The organism is Actinophytocola sp. (assembly GCF_036002505.1).
Lineage (GTDB): Bacteria > Actinomycetota > Actinomycetes > Mycobacteriales > Pseudonocardiaceae > DASYTH01.
On the sequence record NZ_DASYTH010000122.1, the window covers coordinates 76,044 to 82,453 of the forward strand.

Sequence of the window (6,410 nt, forward strand, 5' to 3'; positions counted from 1 at the left end):
ATGGGTGGGTGACCGCCGCGCTGAGAAGCGTGCTCGCCAAGGCCGGGCTCCGGGTCGATCCCGACGAGTTCCTGAGCCTCGTCGAGGACGCCGCCCGAAAACTGTCCCCCGCCGACCCCGACCCGGCCGACTACTTCAGCGCCGCGCAGCGGCAGGCGCTCACCGACGTCGGCCTGGACCTGCGACCGCGCCGGCCCGGCGAGGTGGACCACCGGGCGCGTGCGGTCGCCGCCCAGGCGGTGCTGCGGGACTCGGCGCTCACCGCGAACGACGCCGCGGGCACCGTCGGCGTGGACACCAGCCGCATCCGCCACCGGCTCGCCGTCGGCCAGCTGTCCGGCTGGAAGGACCGGGGCGGCTGGCGGCTGCCGGCCTGGCAGTTCACCAACTCCGGCGTGCTGCCCGGGCTCGAGGCCGTGCTCCAGGCCGTGCCGGACGATCAGCCGCCGCTCGTGGTCGCGGCGTTCATGACCACCCCGCAACGGGATCTGCCGCTGAACGGCTCGCCCGCCACACCCCGGGAATGGCTGCTGGCCGGCGGCGATCCGGCCCCGGTGGCCGCGCTGGCCTCGATGCTGGGCACACCCGCCTAGCGCATGGCCCGGCTCCCCGACGAGCCGCCCCCACCCGAGACCCTGAGAGCTCTGCTCCGCTCCAGCGAGGACATCGTCGCCGTGCACCGCGCGACCCGGCTGGTGAGGATCTTCGCCGCGGGTGGCCGGCACAGCCAGCGCTGGAACTCGTTCCGGTTCTACGGACCGCTGCCGCACGCCCGGTTCGACCCGCACCCGCCAGGCCCCGGCGGCGCGCCGGCGACCCGCCCCGGGCACGGCACGCTCTACTTCGGACTCTCCGTGCGCACCAGCGTCGCCGAGGTGTTCCAGACGACCTCGCTGGTGGACCGCTCGACCCGCCGCCCGCACCTGGTGGTGCTCCGCCCGCGCCGGACCCTGCACCTGCTGGACCTCGCCGGGTTGTGGCCCACCCGGGCCGGCGCCTCCCAGGAGATCAGCAGCGGCCCCAAGCCGGTGACCCAGGCCTGGGCCCGGGCGATCCGGGCCGCGCACCCCGGGCTGGACGGCGTCTGGTACCGCTCCTCGATGGACTCCGGCGACCCGGCGATCTGCCTCTGGGAGCCGCCCGCGGCCACCGCCCTGCCCCGGAACCCCGACGTGCTGGTCCCGCTCGACTACCCCGGCCTCGACCTGCCGCTGGCCCGGGTCTGCCAGGAGCTCAACTACACCCTGGGGTAGGGAAAACCCTACCCCGGATCCGGGTGTTCCCCTGATGTTCGCGCAGCTCAGAGCGCCCTAACGTGATACCAGACACACCAGGGCCGGCAGGTCCGACAGAGCTTCCCCCGCAGCCTATTGGAATGAATCATTCCGTTCTGATATGATGGAACAGAGCAATCCGATCCGGTACAGGAGGGCACCGCGATGAACCCCCAGGACGACCACCCCGCACCCGCCGCCCGCCCCCGGGTCTGGCTCGTCGCCAGCCTCAGCGCCGCCCCCGACCCCGCCGACCACCCCACGGTCCGCGACAACCGCATGGTCACCTGGCGGCCCGATCCCACCGGCCGCTACCACTCCATCGACGGCCACCACCACGCCACCTGGTCCGAGCTGCACGCGCGCTTCGACCTCGTCGAGATCCCCGCCGCCGCCTGATCCCCTAGGTACCGCCCGGCACCTAGGGATAACCGTGGATGGCGGCCGGCACGGCCACCGCACCATGATCGGGGCCATGGTTGACCGGCGGGCGGTGCTGCGCTGGGGGCTGGCCGGCACCCTGGGGGTGGCGCTCCCCGGCGGAACCGCGGCCGTGGCGGCGGGCCTCCCCCGCCGAACCAATCCGGCCGGCCCGACCGCCCCGAGCGCCGCGGCCAAGCCACCGGCGGGCGCGTTCACCGTCCCGCTCCCCGTGCCGGCGGTGCTGAAACCGGTGTCCACCGCGGGCGGCACGGACCGGTACGAGATCCGCCAGACGGTGGCCAAGCACGAGTTCCTGCCCGGTCTGCAGAGCGAGATCTGGGGCTACAACGGCATCTTCCCGGGCCCCACCATCGTCGCCCGGCGCGGCCGGCCGGTCGTGGTGTCCCACCGCAACGAGCTGCCCGTGCCGACCGTCGTGCACCTGCACGGCGGGGTCCTGCCGCCGCGCGAGGACGGCTACCCGGTGGACTACGTGACCCCGGTCGGCGGCACGCTCGAGCCAGGCCTCGCGGCGCACGCCCAGCACGGGGTGGCCGGCTCGGCGGTGGGCAGCCGCGACTACACCTACGCGAACGACCAGCCGGCGGCCTCGCTGTGGTACCACGACCACCGGATGGGCTTCACCGGCCCGTCGGTGTACCGCGGGCTGGCCGGGTTCTACCTGCTCGGCGACGAGGCCGAGGACGCGCTGCCGCTGCCGCGCGGCGCCCGGGACGTGCCGCTCATGATCGCCGACCGGGCGTTCTCCGCCGGCGGGGCGCTGTTCTACCCGTTCGTCGACCCGTCCATGCGGCGCGAGGGGGTGACCGAGCAGTACCACCACTCCGGCATGCTCGGCGACACCGTCACGGTCAACGGCGTGGCCTGGCCGGTGCACGAGGTGGACGCCGCGCTGTACCGGCTGCGGCTGCTCAACGCCTCCAACGCGCGCACCTACCGGCTGGAGCTCGACCCGCCCCCGCCCGGCGGCAACGGGTTCGTGCAGATCGGCAGCGACGTGGGGCTGCTGCCCAAACCGGTGCGCTACGACATGTTCGTGATCTCCCCGGGTGAGCGCTACGACGTGCTGGTCGACTTCTCCCGCTACCAGCCGGGCACGAAAGTGGTGCTGCGCAACAACGTGGGCGAGGCCAACACGGCCTACGTGATGCGTTTCGACGTCGCCCGCCGGGTCGCCGACGACGCCCGGATCCCGGAAACGCTCACCGCCGCGCCGCCGCCATCGCCCCGCAGCGAGGGCGTGGCCGACCGGAAGTTCAGCTTCTTCATCGGCCCGCCCGGGGTGAAGGGCCCGCCACTGGTCAACAACCAGCTCTTCGCCATCGCCCGGGTCGACGCCAAGCCCACGTTCGGCAGCACCGAGATCTGGGACCTGACCGCCGACGCGACCCACCCGATCCACCTGCACGGCGCGCACTTCCGCATCCTCAAACGCAACGGCGCGGCGCCCGAGCCGCAGGACGGCGGCTGGAAGGACACCGTGTTCGTGCCCAACGGGGGGATGCGCCTGGCGGTGAGCTTCACCGGCTACCGCGGCAAGTACGTCTTCCACTGCCACAACCTCGAGCACGGCGACGCCGGCATGATGGTCAACGTGGAAGTCATATGAGTACCCGCACCCGGTCCCGACCCGCGGCCAGGTCCGCCGCCAACAACCGGCCGCGGCAGCGTGCCGCCACGCCGGCCCGAACCGTGCCGGACTGGCTCACCGGCCGGTGGCAGCCGGCCGCGCTGGCGGTGGCCGCCGAGCTCGGTCACCTGGCCGCCGCCCTGGTCGAGTGGCCCGCCGGTACGCCGCGCGGGCTGGCGCACATCCTGGTCGCGGCCGCGTTCGGCGTGCTGGCCGCCAGCGTCTACTTTGGGCAGTCCTGGGTCGTGCCGGCGATCGGGCTGTGCCTGAGCCTGGCCCTGGCCGTCACCGCGCTGGCCGGCGCGCTGACCGGTGCCGGCCTCTACCGGGAGTTCCCGGCCGGTGCCGCCGCCGGCCTCGCCGCCGCCGAGCTCGTCCTCGCCGGCCTGTTCGCCCTCCGGTGGCGCCTCGACGCGTGAACAACCCGCCCGCCGATTCCGTATTGGTAGGTATGACCGCCACGCGACGCCTTCTCGCCGTGGCCGCCGCCGGGCTGCTGGCCGCCGGCTGCGGCGCCAGCGTTGGAGGCACTGAGCAACCGCGGCACCACGAGGCGCACCAGCCGGCGGCCACCGTGAGCGGCAAGCCGGCGCAGGCGCTGACCGTGCAGCAGCTCGCGGTCGCCGTGGGCTGCGAGCCGAAGCTCACCGGCACCACGGCCGGCTTCCGCCAGGCCGCCTGCGACGCCGGCGGCACCAAGCTCGTGCTGGTCGACTTCGACACCGTCACGACCCAGCGCGACTGGCTCGACGAAGCCGTGCCGTACGGCGGTCCCTACCTCGTCGGCGACCGGTGGGCGGTGTCCGGCGGGTCCCGGGACTACCTCACCAGCGTGCAGGGCGTCCTCGGCGGGAACCTGGAGGGGGCCGCCGGATAGCAGCCGGTCGGCACCTGTGAGGGCTCACCGGCGACGAGGGTAGGCCGAGGAACGAGGTCTGCCCGAGGAGTCGGTCCGTGCCAAGCCGGTTACGGCGGCGGTGGCACGGGGCCCGAGCCCTCACATTGAATTCAACACGGTCAGTTCTGGTTGTTGGCGGGCTCCGGGTCGCGGGCCGGTTCGGTGCGGCGGGCCTTGATGACGCTGGCGAGCGTGGTGAGGGCGAGCACGCCGATGATCACCGAGAGGGATACCGCGATGTTGATCGTCCACACCGGAATCGACTGGCCGCTGTTGAGGAACGGGAGCGAGTTGTCGTGCAGCGCCTCGAGGACCATCTTCGCGCCGATGAAGCCGAGGATGACGGAGAGGCCGACGGAGAGGTAGTGCAGCCTCCGCAGCAGGCCGCCGAGCAGGAAGTACAGCTGCCGCAAGCCCATCAGCGCGAAGGCGTTGGCGGTGAAGACCAGGAACGGCTCCTTGGTGAGGCCGAAGATGGCCGGGATGGAGTCCACCGCGAAGATCACGTCGGCGGAGCCGATGGCGACCATGACGATGAACAGCGGGGTGGCGAAGCGCTTCCCGTTGACCTTGGTGAACACCCGGGAGCCGTGGTAGCCCTCGGTCACCGGGAGGAAGCGGCGGGTCAGCCGGGTCAGCCGGTTCTCCTGGTACTCCTCGTCCTCACCGCCGAGCCCGGAGCGGGACAGCTTGTAGGCGGTGTAGACCAGGAACCCGCCGAACACGTAGAACACCCAGCTGAACTGGGCGATCACCGCGGCGCCGACCGCGATGAACACCCCGCGCAGGATCAGCGCGAGCAGGATGCCGACCAAGAGCACCTTGTGCTGGTCCATGGGCCGCACCGAGAACGCCGACATGATCACCAGGAAGATGAACAGGTTGTCCACGGACAGCGAGTACTCGGTGATGTAGCCGGCGAAGAACTCCCCGGCATAGGTCCCGCTGGAGAACATCCACACGCCGATGCCGAACGCGACGGCACAGCTGACGTAGAACACCACCCAGCGGGCGGCCTCACCGACGGTCACCTCGTGCGGCTTGCGATCGACGATCACCAGGTCGATCGCAAGGAGCAACAGCAGGCCGGCGATCGTCGCGATCCAGACCCACGCGGGAATGTTCATACATCAGCCTCCGGTTTGCGGGCATGCGCCGTCAACCGGAGGTCTCTCCCGCTGGCGAGAAATCAGCCGGCCGGCGGCGCCGGGACCCCGAAGGATCCGTGCTGACGACCCCGCCGCGAAGGAATACTCCCCTCCACTGACCACATTGTCTCCGGTCACGGCCGGTAGCACCACCCTGGGCCCTATGAGGGTTTGCACAGCGCCGGTCGGGAATGCCGGACGGCCGGGCGACGTTACGCTGCGCACCCCCTCAGTATCGCCGGTGCGACTCGACACGCGCTGAACGCCGAGCCCTTAACACCTTCTCAGCTACTCTCAGCCAACATCCCCTAACGTTGGCCTGTGCTCAGGATCCTTCGGCGGCGCCTGCGCTGGATCATCGCCGCGCTCGCCGTCCTCGTGCTCGGCACGGCCGGCCTGGTGTGGGCGAACAGCGGGGGCGCGCCGCCCCGGGTGGACACCCGCGACCTCGTCATCCCGGTGACCGACGGGCCGGCCCGCGACCAGCACGTCGACCTCGACGCCACCGTGTACCTGCCGGAGCACCGCCCGGCGCCGGCCATCCTGGTGGCGCACGGCTTCGGCGGCACCAAGGAGAGCGTGGACTCCGACGCGCGCGAGCTGGCGCAGCGCGGGTTCGTGGTGCTCACCTGGTCAGCCCGGGGGTTCGGCCGCAGCGGTGGTGAGATCGCGCTGAACTCCCCGGACTACGAGGTGGCCGACGCCCGCCAGCTCGTCGACTGGCTGGCGAAGCAGCCGGACGACGTGGTGCAGGACGGCGCGAACGACCCCCGGGTCGGGGTCACCGGCGGCTCCTACGGCGGGGCGCTCTCGCTGCTGCTGGCCGGCACCGACCCGCGGGTGGACACGCTCGCGCCGGTGATCACCTACAACGACCTGAGCCAGGCCCTGCTGCCCAACTCGGCGGCATCGTCGTCGAGTGCCCCGGAAACCCCGTCCCCCAACGCGTTCGGCGACGACGGCGTATTCAAGCGGTCCTGGGCCGGGATCTTCTTCGCCGCCGGCATGGGCGCGGC

The 6,410-nt window shown here is 72.1% G+C and carries 8 protein-coding genes; 7 read left to right on the top strand and 1 reads right to left on the bottom strand.

The genetic code is table 11. The features are described 5' to 3' along the window. Positions 1-8: 8 nt before the first annotated feature. From VGR06_RS10570 to VGR06_RS10595, 6 genes are all read left to right on the top strand, one after another. Positions 9-593, top strand: a complete 585-nt coding sequence (locus VGR06_RS10570) for a DNA-binding protein (protein WP_327558823.1) — start codon at positions 9-11, stop codon at positions 591-593. A 3-nt stretch (positions 594-596) separates the two neighbouring features. Further along, the gene (locus VGR06_RS10575; RefSeq protein WP_327558824.1) at positions 597-1,253 is read left to right on the top strand and encodes an RES family NAD+ phosphorylase; all 657 of its coding nucleotides are present in this window, start codon (positions 597-599) and stop codon (positions 1,251-1,253) included. A 186-nt stretch (positions 1,254-1,439) separates the two neighbouring features. Beyond that, positions 1,440-1,673, top strand: a complete 234-nt coding sequence (locus VGR06_RS10580) for a hypothetical protein (RefSeq protein ID WP_327558825.1) — start codon at positions 1,440-1,442, stop codon at positions 1,671-1,673. A gap of 76 nt (positions 1,674-1,749) precedes the next feature. Then, a complete protein-coding gene (locus tag VGR06_RS10585) occupies positions 1,750-3,327 on the top strand; it encodes a multicopper oxidase family protein (RefSeq protein ID WP_327558826.1) in 1,578 nt (525 codons plus the stop codon). Further along, entirely contained in the window at positions 3,324-3,767 is a 444-nt protein-coding gene (locus VGR06_RS10590; protein ID WP_327558827.1) for a hypothetical protein, read from the top strand. Before VGR06_RS10585 ends, VGR06_RS10590 begins: the two co-directional genes overlap by 4 nt. Before the next feature lie 32 nt (positions 3,768-3,799). Next, on the top strand, positions 3,800-4,225 hold the full coding sequence (locus VGR06_RS10595; protein ID WP_327558828.1) for a hypothetical protein: 426 nt from the start codon (positions 3,800-3,802) through the stop codon (positions 4,223-4,225). A 140-nt stretch (positions 4,226-4,365) separates the two neighbouring features. Here VGR06_RS10595 and VGR06_RS10600 read toward each other — a convergent pair whose 3' ends face one another. Continuing rightward, positions 4,366-5,373 (bottom strand): TerC family protein, encoded by a 1,008-nt coding sequence (locus tag VGR06_RS10600; RefSeq protein ID WP_327558829.1) that lies wholly within the window; start codon positions 5,371-5,373, stop codon positions 4,366-4,368. Positions 5,374-5,715: 342 nt separating this feature from the next. On the opposite strand from VGR06_RS10600, the gene VGR06_RS10605 reads away from it, so the two are divergent. Further along, a partial coding sequence (locus VGR06_RS10605) for an alpha/beta hydrolase (RefSeq protein ID WP_327558830.1) occupies positions 5,716-6,410 on the top strand: 695 nt, incomplete at its 3' end.